Annotated in this window: 21 protein-coding genes; 12 read left to right on the top strand and 9 right to left on the bottom strand. The window is 69.5% G+C overall.

Translation table 11 applies throughout. The features are described 5' to 3' along the window. Positions 1-752, bottom strand: a 752-nt coding sequence (locus ACWGID_RS00655) for a TetR/AcrR family transcriptional regulator (protein WP_452193063.1), incomplete at its 3' end; no start/stop codon positions are given. A 107-nt stretch (positions 753-859) separates the two neighbouring features. Between ACWGID_RS00655 and ACWGID_RS00660 the strand changes: the two genes are divergently transcribed. Further along, complete coding sequence (locus ACWGID_RS00660) at positions 860-1,975, top strand: hypothetical protein (RefSeq protein WP_452193065.1); 1,116 nt, start codon at positions 860-862, stop codon at positions 1,973-1,975. A gap of 11 nt (positions 1,976-1,986) precedes the next feature. Here the strand turns inward: ACWGID_RS00660 and ACWGID_RS00665 are convergent, their stop codons facing one another. Further along, entirely contained in the window at positions 1,987-2,805 is an 819-nt protein-coding gene (locus ACWGID_RS00665) for an aldo/keto reductase (protein WP_452193067.1), read from the bottom strand. Further along, positions 2,802-3,992 carry an MFS transporter gene (locus ACWGID_RS00670; RefSeq protein ID WP_452193069.1) on the bottom strand — a complete coding sequence of 397 codons (1,191 nt, stop codon included), beginning with the start codon at positions 3,990-3,992 and terminating at the stop codon, positions 2,802-2,804. Before ACWGID_RS00670 ends, ACWGID_RS00665 begins: the two co-directional genes overlap by 4 nt. A 125-nt stretch (positions 3,993-4,117) precedes the next feature. Here ACWGID_RS00670 and ACWGID_RS00675 point away from each other — a divergent pair, with 125 nt between their 5' ends. Continuing rightward, a complete protein-coding gene (locus ACWGID_RS00675) occupies positions 4,118-4,567 on the top strand; it encodes a MarR family winged helix-turn-helix transcriptional regulator (RefSeq protein WP_452193070.1) in 450 nt (149 codons plus the stop codon). A gap of 1 nt (position 4,568) precedes the next feature. After that, entirely contained in the window at positions 4,569-4,754 is a 186-nt protein-coding gene (locus ACWGID_RS00680) for a DUF3099 domain-containing protein (RefSeq protein ID WP_452193072.1), read from the top strand. Here ACWGID_RS00680 and ACWGID_RS00685 read toward each other — a convergent pair. Next, positions 4,739-5,671 (bottom strand): cation diffusion facilitator family transporter, encoded by a 933-nt coding sequence (locus tag ACWGID_RS00685; RefSeq protein WP_452193074.1) that lies wholly within the window; start codon positions 5,669-5,671, stop codon positions 4,739-4,741. The two genes, ACWGID_RS00680 and ACWGID_RS00685, sit on opposite strands and share 16 nt — an antisense overlap. After that, positions 5,664-6,551, bottom strand: coding sequence for a LysR family transcriptional regulator (locus ACWGID_RS00690; RefSeq protein ID WP_452193076.1), 888 nt, complete (start codon positions 6,549-6,551; stop codon positions 5,664-5,666). Before ACWGID_RS00690 ends, ACWGID_RS00685 begins: the two co-directional genes overlap by 8 nt. Positions 6,552-6,621: 70 nt before the next feature. On the opposite strand from ACWGID_RS00690, the gene ACWGID_RS00695 reads away from it, so the two are divergent. From ACWGID_RS00695 to ACWGID_RS00720, 6 genes are all read left to right on the top strand, one after another. Continuing rightward, positions 6,622-7,674, top strand: coding sequence for an SDR family oxidoreductase (locus ACWGID_RS00695; RefSeq protein WP_452193078.1), 1,053 nt, complete (start codon positions 6,622-6,624; stop codon positions 7,672-7,674). A 68-nt stretch (positions 7,675-7,742) separates the two neighbouring features. Further along, positions 7,743-8,324 (top strand): helix-turn-helix domain-containing protein, encoded by a 582-nt coding sequence (locus ACWGID_RS00700; protein WP_452193791.1) that lies wholly within the window; start codon positions 7,743-7,745, stop codon positions 8,322-8,324. A gap of 88 nt (positions 8,325-8,412) precedes the next feature. Beyond that, entirely contained in the window at positions 8,413-9,573 is a 1,161-nt protein-coding gene (locus ACWGID_RS00705; protein WP_452193080.1) for an NAD(P)/FAD-dependent oxidoreductase, read from the top strand. Continuing rightward, the gene (locus tag ACWGID_RS00710) at positions 9,570-11,309 is read left to right on the top strand and encodes an FAD-dependent oxidoreductase (protein ID WP_452193082.1); all 1,740 of its coding nucleotides are present in this window, start codon (positions 9,570-9,572) and stop codon (positions 11,307-11,309) included. Before ACWGID_RS00705 ends, ACWGID_RS00710 begins: the two co-directional genes overlap by 4 nt. Beyond that, positions 11,306-12,208 (top strand): dihydrodipicolinate synthase family protein, encoded by a 903-nt coding sequence (locus ACWGID_RS00715; RefSeq protein ID WP_452193084.1) that lies wholly within the window; start codon positions 11,306-11,308, stop codon positions 12,206-12,208. Before ACWGID_RS00710 ends, ACWGID_RS00715 begins: the two co-directional genes overlap by 4 nt. Beyond that, positions 12,205-13,206, top strand: coding sequence for a proline racemase family protein (locus ACWGID_RS00720; protein WP_452193086.1), 1,002 nt, complete (start codon positions 12,205-12,207; stop codon positions 13,204-13,206). Before ACWGID_RS00715 ends, ACWGID_RS00720 begins: the two co-directional genes overlap by 4 nt. 52 nt (positions 13,207-13,258) lie before the next feature. Here the strand turns inward: ACWGID_RS00720 and ACWGID_RS00725 are convergent, their stop codons facing one another. Next, positions 13,259-13,612, bottom strand: coding sequence for a UBP-type zinc finger domain-containing protein (locus ACWGID_RS00725; RefSeq protein ID WP_452193088.1), 354 nt, complete (start codon positions 13,610-13,612; stop codon positions 13,259-13,261). Between the two features lie 109 nt (positions 13,613-13,721). On the opposite strand from ACWGID_RS00725, the gene ACWGID_RS00730 reads away from it, so the two are divergent. After that, positions 13,722-14,213 (top strand): VOC family protein, encoded by a 492-nt coding sequence (locus ACWGID_RS00730; protein ID WP_452193090.1) that lies wholly within the window; start codon positions 13,722-13,724, stop codon positions 14,211-14,213. Here ACWGID_RS00730 and ACWGID_RS00735 read toward each other — a convergent pair. Genes ACWGID_RS00735 through ACWGID_RS00745 form a run of 3 tightly spaced genes read right to left on the bottom strand, consistent with a single transcriptional unit; the run spans position 14,206 to position 16,396 of the window. Then, a complete protein-coding gene (locus ACWGID_RS00735; RefSeq protein ID WP_452193092.1) occupies positions 14,206-15,042 on the bottom strand; it encodes a 5-oxoprolinase subunit C family protein in 837 nt (278 codons plus the stop codon). The two genes, ACWGID_RS00730 and ACWGID_RS00735, sit on opposite strands and share 8 nt — an antisense overlap. Further along, entirely contained in the window at positions 15,039-15,644 is a 606-nt protein-coding gene (locus ACWGID_RS00740; protein ID WP_452193094.1) for a 5-oxoprolinase subunit B family protein, read from the bottom strand. Before ACWGID_RS00740 ends, ACWGID_RS00735 begins: the two co-directional genes overlap by 4 nt. Continuing rightward, entirely contained in the window at positions 15,644-16,396 is a 753-nt protein-coding gene (locus tag ACWGID_RS00745; protein WP_452193096.1) for a LamB/YcsF family protein, read from the bottom strand. Before ACWGID_RS00745 ends, ACWGID_RS00740 begins: the two co-directional genes overlap by 1 nt. A 97-nt stretch (positions 16,397-16,493) precedes the next feature. Here ACWGID_RS00745 and ACWGID_RS00750 point away from each other — a divergent pair, with 97 nt between their 5' ends. After that, entirely contained in the window at positions 16,494-17,219 is a 726-nt protein-coding gene (locus ACWGID_RS00750; RefSeq protein WP_452193098.1) for a GntR family transcriptional regulator, read from the top strand. Between the two features lie 77 nt (positions 17,220-17,296). Next, entirely contained in the window at positions 17,297-18,724 is a 1,428-nt protein-coding gene (locus tag ACWGID_RS00755) for an aminopeptidase P family protein (protein WP_452193100.1), read from the top strand. Positions 18,725-18,901: the final 177 nt, after the last annotated feature.

The raw sequence follows: 18,901 nt of genomic DNA on the forward strand, positions 1-18,901 counted from the left end.
GTGTCCCCCGCCCACTCTACCCCTCCCCGTCTCACACCCTGCGACTTTCTTGGGGCCCGGGGGCGGGGGCGCCCCCCCACCTGCAACCCCGGGCGCCGGGGGGGTATTGTGGCCGCCGGCCCGGCCTGGCCGCCGCGGTTGAGGTAGGCGGCCAGGTGGGTGGCGTCGACGCCCATCCGATCGGCCGACGCGCCGGCCCACCGCGTCTCGTTCATCCCGCTGCGCCGTACCACTGTCAGCCAGGCGGAGTCGGTCACCGCGGAGCCGATCAAGTAGTGGAAGATCGCGGACACCGCCGCGTCCAGATGGGTGCCCTTGAAGCCGGCCCGCGCCAGGATCCCCTCGACCCGGTGGGTCAGCGCGTTGTAGTTCGGCCCGAGTCCGGCGTGCGACGGGAGCAACTGCGCGGCCCACGGGTGCTCCCACAACGCCTGGTACGCCGCCTGGATGACCACCGTGACCTGGTCGCGCCAATCGCCGTGTTCCTCGGGCGGCGCCGGCTCGAGGATCTCGTCGACCGCGAGCTCGAGCAGGTCGTTCTTGTTCGCGATCCGCCAGTACAGCGCAGACGTCGCGGAGACGCCGAGCTCGGTCGCCATCACCCGCATCGAGAACGTGTCGAGGCCGTCGCGGTCCAGCACCCGGATCGCCGCCGTGACCACGTCCTGCCTGCTCAGGCGGCTCTTCGTCGGCTCCGCGTCGTCCCGCAGCCACACCGATCCGAGCACCGTCCGCCGATCCGCTTCTCGCACTGAAACAGTGTGTCAGATCCGGAGACAGTGTTTTACCAACGAAAGTCGGCCGGTCCGGAACCTTCGGTACGACGACGTGGGCGCCCCGTCGCGGAAGTCTGAGAGACATGACGAATCCCCAGGTGAAGCGCGCGACTTTTCTCGGACTCTTCGCGGTCGCGGCGGCGAGTGTCACCAGCACCCCGATGGCCTCGGCGGGCGTGCGTCGCGGACTCGAGCTGAAAGGTGTCGCCTACGACACCGGCGGTGGACCGGCCGAGGAGGACAGCCGGGCGCGCTGGCGGCACAGCACGATGCGCGCCGAGATCCATGCCATCCGGCATCGGCTGCACGCCAACTGGGTCAGCATCTACGGCAGCGACGTACAGCGGTTGATCGAGACGGCGACGGTGGCGCTCGAGGCGGGGCTGACGGTGTCGATCCAGCCGCGGTCGTTCGACGAGCCGCAGGCGGCGGAGCTGGAGAAGCTGCGGGTGGTCGCTGTCGAGGCGGAGCGGTTGCGGCAGCGGTACGACCGGGAGGTGATCCTGGTGGTCGGGTGCGAGTTCATGCTGTTCACGCCGGGGATCGTGCCGGGGGAGACGTTCTTCGAGCGGGCCGAGTACCTGACCAAGGGTGACTTCGACATGGCCGAGCTGCAGCGGAAGTTCCGCGCGTTCACGGCCCGGACGGTGAAGGTTGCCCGTGGCAATTTCCAGGGGCGGATCACGTACGGCGCGGCGTCGGATCTCGAGCAGGTGGACTGGTCGCTGTTCGACATCGTCGGGCTCGACTACTACTCGTACCATGCGCGCCGCGCCGACCACGCGAAGGAGCTGGCGCCGTTCCGCCGGTGGAACAAGCCGATCCTGATCCTGGAGTTCGGGTGCTGCACGTTCACCGGCGCGGCCGAGCTGGGCGGGATGGGGTGGGACATCGTCGACTACAGCGGCGACGTCCCGGTCATCCCGCCGCAGTACGTGCGCGACGAGCTGGAGCAGGCGGACCACCTGGAGAACATGCTGGAGGTCTTCACCGCGGAAGGCTTCCTCGGCGCGTCGCCGTACACCTTCATCTCACCCGACGCGCCACACCGCCCCCACGACCGTCCCCACGACGAAGACATCGCAGCCTTCAGCCTCTGCAAGACCCTCCGCCACGACGACACGAACCCCGCCTCGCCGTACCACTGGCTCCCGAAGAAGTCCTTCCACGCAGTCTCACGCTTCTACGCCAAGTATTAGGCGACGTTGCACTAGGCGACGTTGAAGGTGTCCGGGTCAGGGCCGGTGCGCTCGCCGCGGTTCAGGGTGGTGATGGTGGCGAGGTCGTCGGCGGTGAGGGTGAAGCCGAAGACGTCGAGGTTCTCGCGGATGCGGGACGGGGTGACGGACTTCGGGATGACGATGTTGCCGAGCTGGAGGTGCCAGCGAAGGACGATCTGGGCCGGCGTGCGGTCGTACTCCTTGGCGAGGGTCTCGATGACCGGCTCGGACAGCAGCGTGCCGCCCTTCGCCAGCGGGCTCCAGGCCTCGGTGCGGATGCCGAAGTCGCGCCCGTACGTGCGTACGGCGTCCTGCTGCAGGTACGGGTGCAGCTCGACCTGGTTCACCGCCGGAGTGATTCCGGAGAGCCGGTCGAGGTGGTCGGGCTGGAAGTTGGACACCCCGATCGCACGCACGCGCCCGTCGGCGTACAGCTTCTCCAGTGCGCGCCAGCTGTCGGCGTACAGATCGCGGGCCGGCGTCGGCCAGTGGATGAGGTACAGGTCGAGGTACTCCAGGCCCAGCAACGACAGACTGGTGTCGAAAGCCTTCAGCGTGGAGTCGTAGCCCTGGTCCGCGTTCCACAGCTTGGTGGTGATGAACAGGTCGCTGCGGTCGATGCCGGACGCTGCGAGCGCCTGACCGACGCCCGCCTCGTTCTGGTACGCCGCCGCGGTGTCGATACTGCGATACCCGGCGTCGAGTGCGTGCGTGACGGCGGTCGCCGTCTCGTCGTTCGGGACCTGGAAGACGCCGTACCCGAGCTGGGGCATCTCGACGCCGTTGTTGAGTTTCACGGTGGGGATCATCGGTGGCTTCCTTCTAGTACTAGTGCAGGAGCGGCCTGGCTGGTGTGGCGGCGGTCCAGCAGGCCGGAGACGAGGGCGACGAGCAGACCGGACACGGCCAGCGCGGCGCCTACCCAGTTGGGTGCGGTGTAGCCGAGCCCGCGCTCGATGGTGAGTCCACCGAGGTACGCGCCGACTGCGTTGCCGAGGTTGAAGGCGGCGATGTTGGCCGCCGACGCCAGCGCCGGAGCGCCCGTCGCCTTGTCCATCACGCGCTTCTGCAGCGGAGCGACCGTGGCGAACCCGGCGGCTCCGAAGAGCGCGATCGTCACAGCAGACGGGAGCTTGGCGTGCGCAGTGAACACGAACACGACCAGCACGGCGGCTAGTAGTGCCAGGATCAGGTACAGACTCGGCATCAGCGACCGGTCCGCTGCCTTGCCGCCCAGCAGGTTGCCGACGACCAGTCCGGCGCCGAACAGCACCAGCAGCCAGGTCACGGCACCAGCAGAGAAGCCGGCGACCTCGGTCATCATCGGTGCGATGTAGGTGAACGACGCGAACACCCCAGCGAACCCGAGCGCGGTCATGGCCAGCGCCAGCCACACCTGCACGTTCTTGAACACCGCCAGCTCACCACGCAGCCCCGGTCCTTCCACAGTGCTCTGCTTGGGCACCAGGAACACGATGCCGAGCAGCCCGATCACTCCGAGCGCAGTCACCGCCCAGAACGTCGACCGCCACCCGAACTGCTGTCCGAGCGCAGTCCCACCCGGTACGCCGAGAACGTTGGCGACCGTCAGTCCGGTGAACATCAATGCGATCGCACTGGCTTGCTTCGCCTTCGGAACCAGTGACGCTGCCACGACCGATCCGACCCCGAAGAACGCTCCGTGAGCCAGCGCCGCCACGATCCGCCCGGTCATCAGAACGCCGTACGACGGGGCGAGGGCGGAGACCAGGTTGCCGGCGATGAAGACACCCATCAGCGCGATCAGCACGGTCTTGCGGGAGACCTTGGAGCCGATCGCGGTGAGTAGCGGGGCGCCGACCACGACGCCCAGGGCGTAGCCGGAGATGAGGAGACCGGCGGACGGGATGCTGACGCCGAAGTCGGTCGCGACCTCGGGCAGGAGCCCCATGATGACGAACTCGGTGGTCCCGATCCCGAAAGCACCGATAGCCAGTGCGAGCAGAGCCGCGGGCATGGGCTGTTCTCTCCTTTGAATGTAGTCTTGTGACTATTACCGGCGTGCGCGATAGTTGCACACGCGGGCTATTGCATAAGCCTCATGATGGCTCATGCAATCGCGAAGTTCAAGTGGAGGTTGTCGTGGGACTACCGGATGACGCCGCGGAGGCGCGGGCGCAGGGGTGGCGAACCCTGGCGGCACTGCATGCCCGGATCGAGGACGAGCTGGAGCGCGCGCTGCAGAAACAGCACGGGCTCTCGGTGAGCGAGTACAGCGTGCTGGACGTGCTGGCGCGGCAGGACGACTACCACCTGCGGATGAACCAGCTGTCGAACGCTGTGGTGCTCAGCCAGTCGGCTACTACCCGCCTGGTGAACCGGCTGGAGGACCGCAAGCTGCTGCAGCGGTACCTCTGCCCGACGGACCGGCGGGGGATCTACACCGAGGTCACCGAGGCCGGCCGGGATTTGCTGGAGCAGGCCCAGCCGACGCATGACGCCGTACTGACGTCTGCACTGCAGAATGCCGCCGAGCTACCTGAGCTCTCCCCGCTCGTCACTGCGCTGGGGAAGCTCCCGCTGGCGGTCTGACATGGCACGGTACGACAACCGGAAGCTCTACTACTGGTTGATGGGCAGCTGCCTGACGCTGATCGGCCTGGCGTGGTTCGTCGTACGGCTGTTCTCGATCCCGGTCGCGATCGGGATGAGCGCGGTCGCCGCCGTGCTGCCGCCGATCGCGGTCATCGTCGCGAACTGGGGTCACGACCAGCGCTGACCGGGATCACCGGGCGTCGGGTCCAGGTAGAGGTGCCGGATGCTCGGGTGGTCCCGGCGTACCTCGACGTCGACCTTCTCGGCGAGCTGCTCGATCGCGGCGCCGGTCGTGTGCGAGTCGACCAGGTCGACGGTCGCGACGACCAGCACCTGATCCGGTGCGAGCCGGAGACTGAGCAGCTCCAGGACATCCTCGATCCCCGGCTGACCGGCGATGATCGCCCGGATCTGCCGCTGCTGATCGACCGGCAGGGCCCGCCCGATCAGCATCGCCTTGTTGTCCCGTCCGAGCGTGAACGCGACGACGATCAGTAGGACCCCGATCGCGATCGACGCGGCGCCGTCCCACAGGTGCTCGCCGGTGACCACCGACAGGGTCACGCCGATCGCCGCGATCAGTAGGCCGATCAGCGCGGCAGAGTCCTCGAATGCGACGGTCTTCACCGCGGGCTCCGCCGCCCGGACCTGTTTCAGGAACGGTACGCCGGCTTCGCGGGCCTGCCGGCGCAGCTGCAACACCGCCCGCAACCAGGACGTGCCCTCGAACACGAACGAGAGCGCGAGCACCGCGTAGATGACCGGCAGCGCCGCGATCGGTTCCGGGGCGAGGATCGAGCGCAGTCCTTCGGTGATCGAGAAGCCCGCGCCGAGCACCAGGATCCCGACCGCGGCGAGCAGCGACCAGAAGTACCGCTCCATCCCGTACCCGAACGGATGCCGGGCGTCGGCCGGCTTGCGGCTGCGATGCAGCGCGGTCAGCAGGAAGACCTGGTTGAGGGTGTCGGCGACCGAGTGCGCCGCCTCGGCGAGCAGCGCCGTCGATCCGGACAACAGGCCGGCCACGATCTTCGCGATCGCGATCGCGAGGTTCGCCGTACCGGCCAGGAGGACTGTGGCGTCCGATTCTTCCTCAGCCATTCCCTCCGCGTGCCCGCAGCCCGCCCGACTGAAACAGCACCTCGATGAAGGCGGCGGCGAGCGGGTCCGGCGTACCCCGGGTGTAGGCCGCGAGGGTTCTCCGGACGGGAGGATCGGGGCGCAGCACATGACCCACTCCGGTCAGGATGTTGTCCGGCACCAGCGCGGGCCCCAGACCTGCCGCGGCGAGCGCCGGTGCGGCCGCGGTCTGCTCCGTGCGTACGGCGATCCGCGGCTCGAAACCTGCCTGCGCACAGACGCGATCGAGTACGTCGGCGAGTCCGTGATCCGGCGCGTAGTGGACCCACGCACGGTCGGCGAGATCGCCGAGCTTGACCGTGTCGCCGGTCGCGGCCGGGTCGTCCGGCGCGACCACCACGACGAGCTCCTCGGTGCCGATGGTCGTGCTGACGCCGGACCAGTTGGCCGGTTCGGGACCGACCGCGAGGTCCGCCTCACCGGCGTACATCGCCTCCACCAGCTCGTCGGTATGGCGGTGTTCGAACAGGCGGATGCCGACGTCGGGGTGGGTCTGTCGCCAGCGACGCAAAGCCTGCGGGAGGACGCCGAGCGTGATCGAGTAGAGCGTCGCGATCTGCAGCTCGCCAACCTCGAGACCGGCGGCCTGCCGCGCGGCGCACCGGGCACGTTCCGCGTCGGCCAGCGCGGCGCGGGCGTGCGGAAGCATCGCCCGGCCGGTCGGAGTCAGCCGGACGGCGCGAGGGAGCCGCTCGAGGAGCGGACCGCCGGCGGAGCGTTCGAGCGTGCGGATCTGGTGCGAGAGGGCCGGCTGGGTGACGTGCAGGAGCTCGGCGGCTCTCGTGAACGAGCCTTCGTCGATCACGGTGACGAGGTACTCGAGCTGCCGCAGCGTTGCCATGTCTTCAGCTTATGGGTTCGGTGAAAACTATGCCTTGGTTTTATCTTCGCAGGTCAGCAAGGCTGTCGGCATGACGAATGTTGCGTTGGTGGTCGGAGCCCGTGGCGTGATCGGGACGAACCTGGTCGAGCATCTGGCGTCGTTGCCGGACTGGTCCGTGATCGGGTTGTCTCGGCGCGGCGGCACCGACGTACCCGGTCGGGTGCGGCACATCGCGGTGGATCTGCTCGATCCGGACGACACCCGGCTGCGGTTGTCGGGGCTGTCCGAGGTGACGCATGTCTTCTATGTCGCGTATCAGGATCGGCCGACCTGGGCCGAGCTTGTCCCGCCGAACCTGGCGATGCTGGTCAACGTCGTCGACGCGATCGAGCCGGTCGCGCGGGGGTTGCGGCATGTGAGCCTGATGCAGGGGTACAAGGTGTATGGCGCGCACCTCGGGCCGTTCAAGACGCCGGCTCGTGAGGACGACCCGCCGCATCTTCCGCCGGAGTTCAACGTCGACCAGCAGCGCTTCCTGGAGGAACGCCAGCAGGGCAAGGCGTGGACGTGGTCGGCGCTGCGGCCGTCCGTGGTCGGTGGTGCAGCGTTGGGCAATCCCATGAATCTTGCGGTCGCGATCGCTGTGTATGCGTCGCTTTCCAAGGAGCTCGGCGTACCGCTGCGGTTTCCGGGCAAGCCCGGCGCGTATCACTCGTTGCTGGAGCTGACCGACGCCGGATTGTTGGCGAAGGCAACGGTTTGGGCGGCGACCGCACCGGGTGCGGCGAACCAGGCGTTCAACATCACGAACGGCGACCTGTTCCGGTGGAGTGAGCTGTGGCCGAAGATCGGTGCCTGGTTCGGGCTGGAGGTCGCGCCGCCGCTGCAGATGTCGTTGCAGGACGTGATGGCGGACAAGGAGCCGGCGTGGAAGCAGTTGCAGGCGAGCCATGACCTGGCGGCGACGCCGTTCGCCGAGGTGTCCTCGTGGCCGTTCGCCGACTTCGTCTTCGGCTGGGACTACGACTTCTTCGCCGACTCCTCGAAGGCCCGGCGCGCAGGCTTCCACGAGTACGTCGACACCGAGCAGATGTTCTACGCCATCTTCACCGAGCTCCGACGCCGGCGCATCATCCCGTGACGGTCGCCGGTTCGCGCTGGTACGGCGTTTGCGCGAAGAATATGGTTATGCTCCGGGGCGTGACGGCGATGGGTGCTGGGAAGTTGCTCGGGGCTAATTTGCGGGCGCGGCGGGATGAGCAGGGGATCTCGCTGTCCGAGCTTGCCCGGCGGTCCGGGATCGCGAAGGGCACGCTGTCGCAGCTGGAGTCGGGCGCGGGCAACCCCACGATCGAGACAGTGTTCAGTCTGTCGAACGCTCTCGGCGTCCCGGTCTCACTGCTGCTGACCGACTCACCGCCCTCCGACGTGGTCCTCGTACGGTCCGCGGACATCGACGTACTGTCCGGTGAAGCCATCGATCTGCGGCTGCTCCGCCGCCTGGAGCACCCGGGCGGGCTGTTCGAGATCTACAACCAGGAGATCCGCCCGGACGCGGTGCAGCATTCCGACGGGCATCCGGGCACCGAACACCACGTCGTACTGACGGGAAACCTGAGGGTGACGACCGGCGGGCGGACCGAGGAGCTGGGCGCCGGCGACTACCTCGCGTTCCGGGCCTCGGGACCGCACCACTACGAGGCGGTGGACGGCCCGGTGCGCTCGGTGCTGCTGCTCGAGTACCCGCCGGACGTCTACCCGGCGCCCCCGGGACCGCACCCGGTGAGCTGATCGCCGAGGGTCCATTGACCATCGCCCGGAGACACGCGTACGCTCGAACCGTTCATTTTAGTGAACGGTCTGCCGAAGGAGCGCTGCGATGACCCGGTCCATGACACCCGACGTGGTGGTCGTCGGCGCGGGTGTCGTCGGAGCTGCCTGCGCCGAGGCCCTGTCGGCCGCCGGGGTGCGCGTCATGGTGATCGACCGCGACGGCCCGGCCGCCGGTACGACGGCCTCGGGCGAGGGCAACGTCCTGGTCTCCGACAAGGAGCCCGGCCCTGAGCTCGAACTGGCGATCGCCTCCCGCGCGGAGTGGGACGTCGTGAGCGAACGGCTGCCGCAGCGGGTCGCCGACGTCGAGTGGGAGGCGAAGGGCGGTGTCGTCGTCGCGACGGCGGATCCTGAACCCCTGAAGGCGTTCGCGGCCAAGCAGCGTGCCGCCGGAGTCGACGCGCGGGTGATCACGCCGGCCGAGGTCTTCGAGCTCGAGCCGCTGGTCACCCCACGCGTGACAGTCGGTGTGCACTACCCGGACGACGCGCAGGTCCAGCCCGTGCTGGCGGCGACCGCGCTGCTGACCGCGGTCCGCGATCGTGGCGGCGAGGTGTTGTCGGGGGTGAACGCGCTGGGCGTTCGGCAATCGCGCGGGCGGGTCGTCGGCGTCGAGACGTCGGACGGTGACATCGCGTGTGGCGCCGTACTCAATGCCTGTGGGCCGTGGGCGGGTGCCTTCGCCGCGGCGGCCGGTGCGGCGATCGAGGTGCTGCCGCGCCGCGGGATGATCCTGGTGACCGCTCCACTGCCGGAATGCGTGCGCCACAAGGTGTACGACGCCGACTACGTGGGCGCCGTCGGCAGCGGTGACGCGGATCTGCAGACCTCCACAGTGGTCGAGTCCACGCGCGGTGGGACGGTGCTGATCGGGTCGAGTCGCGAGCGGATCGGGTTCGACGACACCGTGAAGGTGCGGGTCTTGCAGGAGCTGGCGCGCAAGGCCGTCGGGCTGTTCCCGTTCCTCGGCGACGTCCCGGTGATGCGAACGTACGGCGGATTTCGCCCCTACGCCCCGGACCACCTGCCGGTGATCGGCCAGGACCCGCGCCTACGCGGACTGTGGCACGCCACCGGGCACGAAGGCGCCGGCATCGGCCTCGCCCCGGCGACCGGGCGTCTCCTCACCGAACTGTTCCTCGACCTGGCCCCGCATCTCGATCCGTCGCCCTTCCGCGTCGACCGTCCGGAGGTGATCGCCGCATGACCGCGTGCCAACGCCCGCGTCCGGGCGACCCCGCCGACGTCGGCCGTCCACCGACCGTTCCGGTCACCGTCGACGGCCATCCAGTCACGGCGCACGCCGGTCAGACCGTGGCCGCCGTACTCATGGCGAACGGTCGAGATACCTGGCGTACGACGCGCGTGAACGACCGCCCGCGCGGCACCTTCTGCGGTATCGGCGCCTGCTTCGACTGCCTGGTCACGGTGAACGGGCTGCCCGACACGCGGGCCTGTCAGCGCACGATTGAACCCAACGACGCGATCACCACGCAGCAGGGCGCAGTCATCCCCAAGACAACCGAGGCGACGTCTTCCGAAGAGGCGGCGAGGAGCGCGGACGTTGTCGTCGTGGGTGCCGGACCGGCTGGGATCGCGGCGGCGCTGACGGCTGCGGACGGCGGTGTCGACGTACTGCTGGTGGACAACGCACGCGACGTCGGCGGGCAGTTCAACCGGCAGTTGCCGACCGAGTTCGCGGCCCGGCGGCCCGATCGGTTGCAGCACGGTTGGAAGAGCTTCGCCGCGCAGCGCGAACGTCTCGCCCAGCACCCGCACATCACCCACCTGACCGAGACGTCGGTCTGGGCGATCGAGGGCAACCGGCTCTGGGCGCAGCGTGGTCCTGCCGACGCGGCTGGCCGGACGCCGTTCCCGATCGACGCGAAGGCCGTGGTCCTCGCGACCGGTGCGTACGACCGCGTGCTCCCGTTCCCCGGCTGGGACCTGCCCGGCGTCTACACCGCGGGCGCCGCGCAGGCCCTCGCCAAAGGGCAGCGGATCTCGGTCGGTCGCCGCGTCCTGGTCGCCGGCACCGGCCCGTTCCTGCTGCCGGTGGCCGAGTCGCTGACCGGCGTCGGCGCCGAGGTGGTCGCGCTTCTCGAGGCGAACTCGCTCGCCACCGTCCGCAAGGGCTGGTCCGTCGACCCGATGGTTGCCACCAGCAAGCTTCGGGAAGCGGCCGGGTACGGCGCTCTGCTGGCCCGGCACCGGATTCCGCTCCGGCACGGCTGGACCGTCGTCGCTGCCCACGGCACCGATCACGTCGAGGCCGTCACCATCGCCCGCCTGGACGGGAACTGGCGCCCGGTCCCCGGCACCGACCGCCGGATCGAGGTCGACGCAGTCTGTCTCGGCTTCGGCTTCACGGCCAATCTGGAGCTCGCTGTCTCCGCCCGCTGCGAACTCACCACGGCTCCCGACGGCGGGCCCGCCGTGACAGTCGACGACAACCAGCAAACCAGTACGCCGGGCTTCTTCGCCGCCGGTGAACTGACGGGGGTCGCCGGAGCCGTTCCGTCAACAGCAGAAGGCACTGTGGCCGGGGCAGCTGCGGCGCAGTACGCCCTCGGCGAGACGCCGAACGCCCGCGAGCGGAGCGGCGTACGCAAAGGCCGGCGGTTGGCGGCGGCGCTCGCCCGTGCGTATCCCGTGCGGGACGGATGGAAGACCTGGAGTACGGCGGAGACCCTCGTCTGCCGGTGTGAAGAAGTCACCCGCGGCGACCTCGAGACAGCTGCCGCGGATCGCGGTCTGGATGACGGCCGGGCAATGAAGCTCAGCAGTCGCGCGGGGCTCGGGATGTGTCAGGGGCGGGTGTGTTCGCGCACCGTCGCGGCATTGCTCGCCGAGCCCGGCGCCGTACCGAAACCGAGCATGAAACGACCGATCGCCGTACCCGTCAGGCTGCGCGATCTGGCCAACACGCAGGAGGAACAATGAGCGAGAAGCTGGAAGGCGTCATCGTCGCGACGGCGCTGCCGTATGCCGAGGACCCCGCGGCGCCGGCCGGGCTGCGGCCGGACCTGGACAAGTACGCCGAGCACTGCCGGTGGCTGGTCGACAACGGGTGCCGCGGTGTCGGGCCGAACGGTTCCCTGGGGGAGTACTCGTCGCTCACCGACGACGAGCGCCGCGCGGTCGCGAAGACCGCGATCGAGGCGGTCGGTGACGACGGCATCGTGGTCGTCGGCGTGCACGGCGTCGGCTCGCACCAGGCGCGGGCGTGGGCCGAGAAGGCCGCCGAGGACGGCGCGGACGGCGTCCTCTGCCTGCCGCCGACGATGTACCGGGCGAACCGCGGCGAGGTGATCGCGCACTTCACCGAGGTCGCGAAGGCCGGGCTGCCGGTGATGGTCTACAACAACCCGCTCGATACCAAGGTCGACCTGACGCCGGACCTGCTCGGCGAGATCGCGCAGATCGAGAACATCGTCGCGGTCAAGGAGTTCTCCGGTGACGTCCGCCGGATCCTGGAGATCCGCGAGCTGGCGCCGGACCTCGCGGTGATCGCGGGCGCCGACGACCTGACCCTCGAAGCGCTGCTGATGGGCGCGACCGGCTGGTTCGCCGGCTTCCCGAACGTGTTCCCGGCGGAATCGGTGCGGTTGTACAACCTGGCGCTCGAGGGCAAGCTGGAGGAGGCCCGGGCGCTGTACGAGCCGCTGGTCGCCACGTTCCGGTGGGACTCGCGGGTCGAGTTCGTGCAGGCGATCAAGTACGGCATGGACTACGTCGGCCGCTTCGGCGGACCGTGCCGGCCGCCGCGCGGGCCGCTCGTCCCGGAGCACGTCGCACAGCTGGAGCTCGACATGAAGAAAGCAGTGGAGTCCCTGTCATGAGGTCCGTGCGGACGATCAGCGCGATCGATTCGCACACCGAGGGGATGCCGACCCGCGTCGTCACCGGCGGGGTCGGCGTCGTCCCGGGGGCGACGATGGCCGAGCGGCGCGAGTACTTCATCAAGCATCTCGACGACCTGCGGTTGTTCCTGATGAACGAGCCGCGGGGCCATGCCGCGATGAGTGGCGCGATCCTGCAGCCGCCGACCCGCTCCGACGCGGACTGGGGCGTGCTCTACATCGAGGTCTCCGGCCTGCTGCCGATGTGCGGGCACGGGACGATCGGTGTCGCGACCGTGCTGGTCGAGTCCGGGATGGTCGAGGTGACCGAGCCGGTGACGAAGGTCCGGCTGGACACGCCCGCCGGCCTGGTCGTCGTTGACGTTGCCGTCAGCAACGGTCGCGCCGAGCACGTGACGCTGCGCAACGTCCCGTCGTACTCGCATGCGCTGGACGCTTCCGTGGACGTTCCCGGTCTGGGGAAGATCACCTACGACCTGGCGTACGGCGGGAACTTCTACGCGATCCTGCCGTTGGAGCAGCTCGGGATCCCGTTCGACCGGGCGGAGAAGGATCGCATCCTGAAGGCCGGGCTGGACATCATGGACGCGATCAATGCGACCGATCGTCCGGTGCACCCGCTCGACCCGGGGATCAACGGCTGCAAGCACGTGCAGTTCACCGCACCGGGTCTCGACGGCGCCGACTCGCGCAACGCGATGGCGATCCACCCGGGCTGGTTCGACCGTTCCCCCTGCGGCACGGGTACGTCGGCCCGGATGGCGCAGCTGCACGCCCGCGGGGAGCTCGCGCTGGACACCGACTTCGTCAACGAGTCCTTCATCGGCACCCGCTTCACCGGCCGCCTCGTCGAGGAAACAACGGTCGGCCCGTACGTCGGCGTCGTCCCCACGGTCACCGGCCGCGCCTGGATCACCGGCACCGCCAACTACCTACTCGACCCCGACGACCCCTTCCCCACCGGCTTCGTCCTCTAACCCCGGGATCCCGGGACGTGCTGGAACGCCGCTGGATCCGGAGAGAAGCAGCTCAGCGGTGGAGTTTGGATTGCCAGTCGGTGGGGACTTTGCCGCCGGGGACTGGCTGGGATTCGGGGCGGGAGGCGGGTGGGGCGAGGGCGGGGCCCTCGTAGTACTGGGACTCGCCGTAGTGCCAGAACCAGTCCTCGCCCGGTTCGAAGCTGCGGACGATCGGGTGGCCGGCCTCGGCCGCGTGGGCGGACGCGTGCTGGGCGGGAGACGAGTCGCAGCACCCGATGTGACCGCACTGGGCGCAGCGCCGGAGGTGGAACCACCACCCGCCGGCTTCCAGGCACTCGACGCATCCGGTGCCGCTCGGAGGGACAGCGCTGTCGATGCCTGGCGTTCCAGAACTCTCCGTCATACCGGACATCCTCGCCGCTCCCCGGCCCCCGGACAAGCAACACCCAGCGGTCACTCGGGCTCCCTCGACTAGGACACGTCCTGTCCGCTACTCCCGACAGACTGGCCGCATGATTCCTGGTGGTAAGTCGACAGTGACGCCGTACATCGCAGCGAAGGGTGCCGATCGGTTCCTGGAGTTCGTGGAGCAAACCTTCGAAGTCAAGACAACGGGCCGGGTCCTGAACGAGGACGCGACGATCGGCCATGCAGAGATCACGGTCGGCGAATCCGTCCTGATGACGTTCGATGCGGCCCCCGACTGGCCGGATATGCCCAGCCTCCTGAGTGTGTACGTCGACGACGTCGAGAAGACGTTCGCTCGCGCACTCGATGCCGGCGCGACGGTGGTCACGGACTTGTTCTACTCACGCATCATCGGCGACCGTGGCGGGCGGGTGAAGGACCCGCTCGGGAACATCTGGTGGCTGCAGACCCACGTCGAGGACGTGGACCCCAGCAACTTCGCAGAACTGTTCGCGGACCCGACCGAGGCCGACCTGATGCGCAAGGCCGGGGAGTCCTTCGCCGACGAGATGCGGCGCCGGATGCCGGTCAGCTGATCAGGCGGACCGGTTGACCCGGGCGGACCTGGGCGCAGGCGTCCAGGTCCGCCGCGGCGACGTACGCGATGACCGGATAGCCGCCGGTGACGGGATGGTCGGCGAGGAAGATGACTGGCGTGCCGGACGGGGGGATCTGGATCGCTCCGGCGGTCATTCCTTCGCTGGCGAGTTCACCCGTCTGGGCGCGCTCGAGCGGCTGACCGTCGAGCCGGACGCCGACGCGGTTGCTGTTGCTGCTCACCTGATAGGTCTGCGACACCAGCGACGCCCACCCGTCGTCGGTGAACCAGTCCCGCCGCGGCCCGGGCGTGACCCGCAGTAGGGCGGTCCCGCCGGCGGGATGTGCGACGGGCGCCAGGTCCACCCCGGGCATCGGCTCGACCAGAGCGCCGATCGGCAGGGTCTCGTTGGCGGCGAGCGGCGCCGGGCCGAGCCCGGACAACAAGTCGGTGGACCGCGAGCCGAGGACCGCAGGTACGTCGATCCCGCCGCGGACCGCCAGATACGTCCGCAACCCGCTCGGTGGCGTGCCGAGCCGCAGCACCGAGCCGGCCCGCAGCACCGTCGGCGCATTCAGCGGTACGCCGGTACACGGAGCGCCGGTGATCGCGACGACGAGATCGTTGTCGGCGTGCACCTCCAAACCGCCGTACGTCACCTCGACCGCGGCCGCGCCGCCGCGGTTCCCGACCAACCGGTTCGCGAGCTCGTACGACGTCCGGTCGCAGGCGCCCGATGCGGGAACGCCGAGCGCGGCCTGCCCGGGGCGTCCCCGGTCCTGGATCGTTGCCAACGGCCCCGTTGCGAGAATGGTCAGGCTGCTCATCCACGACCCGCGTCGACGAACCGGACCCGGCGGCCCGGGTGGAACAGTGCGGCCGGATCGCGTTCCTGGTCGAAGATCCGCACGGACGTCCGGCCGATCAGTTGCCATCCACCGGGCGACTCCCGCGGATACACGCCGCTGAATTCCCCGGCCAGCGCGACGGCACCGGTCGGCACCTTCGTCCGCGGTGACTGGCGCCGCGGGATGTCCCACGGACCGCCGGAGGTCAGGTACCCGAACCCCGGCGCGAACCCGCAGAACGCCACCGTCCACTGGTCGCCGGTATGCCTCTCAACGACCTCGGCGGTCGAGCAGTCGAGCAGTCGCGCCACGTCCTCCAGATCCGCACCGTCGTACACGACCGGGATCTCGATCAGGTCGCCGGCGGACTGCGTGCCTCCGGCAGGAGTCACAGTCCGCAAGGCGCGCGTCAGTACATCGAGCGAGCCCTTGGTGGTGACCAGTACGGTCCGCGCCGCCGGGACGATGTCGATCACGTCCGCCGGGGGATCCGCCTGCAGCGCGGCGTAGTACCCGAGGACCTGGTCGATGTCGTCGAGCTCGACGAGCAGGGCCCGGTCGCCCGACGGGAGGATGCGCATCAGCCGGTGAACGGGCGCATCTGGACGCCCGCTCCCTCCATCGCCCCACGCACCCGGCGGGCGATGTCGACGGCGCCCGGGGTGTCACCGTGCACGCAGATCGACGCCGGCTCGACGACGAGCGAGCCGCCCTCGACATCCGCAATCGGTTGGCCGGTCGCCATCGCCGTACAGCGGGCGGCGATCTTGTCCGCGTCGTGCAGGACCGAGCCGGCCTCGCGCCGCGACACCAACGTCCCGTCCGGCGTGTACGCACGGTCCGCGAAGGCCTCATGTACTGCGGTCAGACCGGCCTCCTCGGCGAGCCGGAGCCACACCGAGCCGGGCAGACCGAGCACTGGAAGGGTCTTGTCGTACTCCGCGACCGCGGCGACCACCGCGGCAGCCTGCTCGTGATGGTGGCCGATCGTGTTGTAGAGCGCGCCGTGCGGCTTCACGTACCGCACCCGGTCACCCGCAATTCGTGCGAAGGCGTCGAGCGCACCGATCTGGTACACCACTTCGTCGCGCAGCGCGGCCGGCTCGATGTCGACGAAGCGGCGCCCGAAGCCCGCCTTGTCGGCGTACCCGACGTGGGCCCCGATCGCGACCCCGCGCTCGACCGCCTCCGCGGTCACCCGGCGCATGATCGACGGGTCGCCGGCGTGGAAGCCGCAGGCCACGTTCGCACTGGTCACGACCTCGAGCAGCGCCGAGTCGTCACCCATCGACCAGGTGCCGAATCCTTCACCCATGTCCGCGTTGAGGTCCATCCGCCACCTCCTCCGACGAGCCTAGAAGATTGTTCAACAATCCTGCAAGAGGCTTGTTCCACTTTCCTGATCACTCCGGGTGCGCGATGATGCGGAGATGACTACGGGTGGGGCCGAGGACACCGGACGGCAGACGTGGCTGCGGACCGTCGCGGCCGATGTCGCACGACTGGACCGGAGCAGCTCGGCCGAGCGGGCCGCGGACATCCTGCGCCGCAGTATCACCGAGGGCGCTCTGCCGCCCGGCGCCCAGCTGTCCGAGGTCGAGCTGACCGAGGTGCTGGAGGTCAGCCGGAACACGCTGCGTGAGGCCTTCCGGCTGCTGACGCACGAGGGACTGCTGGTCTACAAGCTGCACCGCGGGGTGTTCGTCCCCGAGCTGGGCGAGCGCGACGTGATCGACCTGTACCGGCTGCGCCGCGTGCTCGAGGTCGATGTCGTCCGCGGACTGGCCGAGCGTGACCCCGAACTCCCGGCGAGCCGGCTCGAGCCGTTGCAGGACGACGTGGAGGCCGCCGAGGCCGCCGCGCGGGCAGACCGTTGGCCGGCCGTCGGTACGGCGAACATGCGGTTCCACCAGCACCTGATCGGGCTCGCGGACAGCTCCCGGATGGACGCGATGACCGGCCGGCTGCTCGCCGAGCTGCGGCTGCTGTTCCACGTGATCGCGACCCCGCGGGAGCTGCACGAGCCGTACATCCAGCGCAACCGCGGGCTGTTCGAACTGCTCGAAGCACGCAAGTACGACGAGGCTGCCGCGGACCTGCACCAGTACCTCCTCGACTCCGAACAGGGCCTGCTCGCCGCCTTCCGTTCTCGATAAGAGATAAGGGCTTGCAAACCCCCGTAGGAACCTGAATTGATGAGCTAAAACGTCAGCTGCAAAGGGGAGCTCAGCTCATGACCGACGATGCTCGGACCGACCAGACGCCGAAGTCCTACCGTCCCATCGACGCCAAGGGCTTCCGGGACTTCGTCTCGCGTGGCTGGGGGCCGGTGGACCGGTCGGTGACGGTGCCGGAGGGGCTTGCCGAGGCGGCGGCCGAGCACCGGCGCAAGCTGGCGGCGGCGCTGCCGGGCCGGCGGATCGCGCTGGCGGCCGGCCGGGCGCCGGTCCGGTCGAACGACACCGACTACGCGTTCCGCGCCGACAGCGACTTCGTGTGGCTGACCGGCTGCCAGGCCGAGGGCGCCGTACTGGTGATCTCCGGGGACGGTGACGCGACGCTGTACCTGCGGGAGACCGCCGGGCCGGACGAGGCGGACTTCTTCGCGAACGCGCGTGACGGTGAGCTGTGGATCGGCCCGGTGCCCGGGCTGAAGGACTGGTCGGACGCGTTGCAGATCGCCTGCCGCCCGATCGAGGAACTGCCTGCGGCGGTGCGTGGCGCGGTCCCGTTCATGCTGTCGGTCCCTGGGGTCGAGCCGATGCTCGACGCCTTGGTCCGGACGGCGCCCTCGGACGGCAACGCGCTGCGGCAGACGCTCGCCGAGCTGCGCCGGATCAAGGACGACTGGGAGCTCGACCAGCTGCGCGAGGCGGTCGCGGCCAGCGTGCTCGCGTTCGAGGACGTCGCCCGCGAGCTTCCGGAGGCGATCCGCGGTGGCGGCGAGCGCTGGCTGCAGGGCACCTTCGACCGGCGTGCGCGGACCGCCGGCAACGGCGTCGGCTACGCGTCGATCGTTGCCGCTGGCAAGCACGCGCCGGTGCTGCACTGGGTCCGCAACGACGGCGCGGTGAACGAGGGCGACGTGATCCTGCTGGACGCCGGCGTCGAGACCCGCACGCTCTACACCGCCGACGTGACCCGGACCTTCCCGGCGACCGGTGAGTACACCGCGGCGCAGCGCCAGGTGCACGACCTGGTGCACAAGGCTCAGTTGGCCTCACTCGAGGCGGTCAAGGTCGGAGCGCCGTACCGCGCCTTCCAGTACGAAGCGCTGCGGGTGCTGGCCGAAGGGCTGCGGGACTGGGGCGTGCTGGACGTCTCGATGGACGAACTGCTCGGCCCCGACGGACAGCAGCACCGCCGGTACATCGTCTGCGGGACCGGTCACTACATCGGCCTCGACGTCCACGACTGCGACGCGTCCCGGCCGGAGGCGTACTTCGCCGGCACCATCGAGGCCGGGATGGCTCTCGCGGTCGAGCCGGGCCTGTACTTCCACCCGAACGACGAGACCGTCCCGCCGGAGCTGCGCGGGATCGGCATCCGGATCGAGGACAACGTCGTCGTGCACTCCGACCGTCTGGAGATCCTCACCGAGGACCTGCCGATCACCACCGACGGCCTGGAGCAGTGGACCCGGACACAGCTCGGTAAGTGACCACTCAACTACCGAAAATTACTGGTCACCACCAGTAACAATCGCCGCCGCCTCGACGATGTAACAGGCGGGGGAGGGTCGCACTCGGCCCGGCGCGTGGCATGTGGGGGGCCGCGGACCCCGCGCCCCGCGGCGGCCCCCCGCGACGGTGTCCGGACTGGCCGCGCCGACCTGGTG

Source organism: Kribbella sp. NPDC054772 (assembly GCF_053611945.1).

Bases quoted from the DNA above. Each gene is read 5' to 3' on its own strand.
- ACWGID_RS00685 (WP_452193074.1), bottom strand. From the start codon at position 5,671: ATGGCTGAGGAAGAATCGGACGCCACAGTCCTCCTGGCCGGTACGGCG.
- ACWGID_RS00680 (WP_452193072.1), top strand. From the start codon at position 4,569: ATGGCACGGTACGACAACCGGAAGCTCTACTACTGGTTGATGGGCAGC.
- ACWGID_RS00720 (WP_452193086.1), top strand. From the start codon at position 12,205: ATGAGGTCCGTGCGGACGATCAGCGCGATCGATTCGCACACCGAGGGG.
- ACWGID_RS00665 (WP_452193067.1), bottom strand. From the start codon at position 2,805: ATGATCCCCACCGTGAAACTCAACAACGGCGTCGAGATGCCCCAGCTC.
- ACWGID_RS00750 (WP_452193098.1), top strand. From the start codon at position 16,494: ATGACTACGGGTGGGGCCGAGGACACCGGACGGCAGACGTGGCTGCGG.
- ACWGID_RS00705 (WP_452193080.1), top strand. From the start codon at position 8,413: ATGACCCGGTCCATGACACCCGACGTGGTGGTCGTCGGCGCGGGTGTC.
- ACWGID_RS00745 (WP_452193096.1), bottom strand. From the start codon at position 16,396: ATGGACCTCAACGCGGACATGGGTGAAGGATTCGGCACCTGGTCGATG.
- ACWGID_RS00700 (WP_452193791.1), top strand. From the start codon at position 7,743: ATGGGTGCTGGGAAGTTGCTCGGGGCTAATTTGCGGGCGCGGCGGGAT.
- ACWGID_RS00670 (WP_452193069.1), bottom strand. From the start codon at position 3,992: ATGCCCGCGGCTCTGCTCGCACTGGCTATCGGTGCTTTCGGGATCGGG.
- ACWGID_RS00690 (WP_452193076.1), bottom strand. From the start codon at position 6,551: ATGGCAACGCTGCGGCAGCTCGAGTACCTCGTCACCGTGATCGACGAA.
- ACWGID_RS00755 (WP_452193100.1), top strand. From the start codon at position 17,297: ATGACCGACGATGCTCGGACCGACCAGACGCCGAAGTCCTACCGTCCC.
- ACWGID_RS00715 (WP_452193084.1), top strand. From the start codon at position 11,306: ATGAGCGAGAAGCTGGAAGGCGTCATCGTCGCGACGGCGCTGCCGTAT.
- ACWGID_RS00660 (WP_452193065.1), top strand. From the start codon at position 860: ATGACGAATCCCCAGGTGAAGCGCGCGACTTTTCTCGGACTCTTCGCG.
- ACWGID_RS00695 (WP_452193078.1), top strand. From the start codon at position 6,622: ATGACGAATGTTGCGTTGGTGGTCGGAGCCCGTGGCGTGATCGGGACG.
- ACWGID_RS00740 (WP_452193094.1), bottom strand. From the start codon at position 15,644: ATGCGCATCCTCCCGTCGGGCGACCGGGCCCTGCTCGTCGAGCTCGAC.
- ACWGID_RS00710 (WP_452193082.1), top strand. From the start codon at position 9,570: ATGACCGCGTGCCAACGCCCGCGTCCGGGCGACCCCGCCGACGTCGGC.
- ACWGID_RS00735 (WP_452193092.1), bottom strand. From the start codon at position 15,042: ATGAGCAGCCTGACCATTCTCGCAACGGGGCCGTTGGCAACGATCCAG.
- ACWGID_RS00725 (WP_452193088.1), bottom strand. From the start codon at position 13,612: ATGACGGAGAGTTCTGGAACGCCAGGCATCGACAGCGCTGTCCCTCCG.
- ACWGID_RS00730 (WP_452193090.1), top strand. From the start codon at position 13,722: ATGATTCCTGGTGGTAAGTCGACAGTGACGCCGTACATCGCAGCGAAG.